The sequence below is a fragment of the Mesorhizobium sp. M8A.F.Ca.ET.165.01.1.1 genome, assembly GCF_004792065.1.
In the GTDB taxonomy this organism is placed as follows: Bacteria; Pseudomonadota; Alphaproteobacteria; order Rhizobiales; family Rhizobiaceae; genus Mesorhizobium.
Genome location: NZ_SRTH01000110.1, coordinates 1 through 373 on the forward strand (window position 1 = coordinate 1; position 373 = coordinate 373).

The 373-nt window shown below is 57.9% G+C and carries 1 pseudogene; it reads right to left on the bottom strand.

Going from position 1 to position 373, the window contains the following annotated elements:
- Positions 1–95: 95 nt before the first annotated feature.
- Positions 96–373, bottom strand: a pseudogene (locus EN808_RS35325) (lytic transglycosylase domain-containing protein); the annotation flags it as partial.

Genomic DNA, 373 nt, shown 5'->3' on the forward strand with positions numbered 1-373 from the left:
GTCAAATCTCAGGCGTGGAAGGTTGGGAATCTCGGAGATTTCTGCGGGACAAAGGGGGTGAAGGAACGCCAGCCTTTGTGACGATGGTACTGTCCTCAACTCCGCCCGTTCACCAGATCTCCGATGATGTCGTATTTACCGGAAATGCGCATCTTGTAGACTTCGTAATTCTCCATGACGCGCTGCACGTAACTTCTTGTTTCCGTGTAGGGAATCCTCTCGATCCAGTCGACAACGGCGTCCACGTCCTTGCCGCGCGGGTCGCCGTATTTGGCCACCCACTGGGCGGCGCGATTGGGGCCGGCATTGTAGCCGGCGAAGGTCAGCACATAGGAGCCGTTGAAGCGGTCGAGCTGCTCTCCGAGGAAGGCCG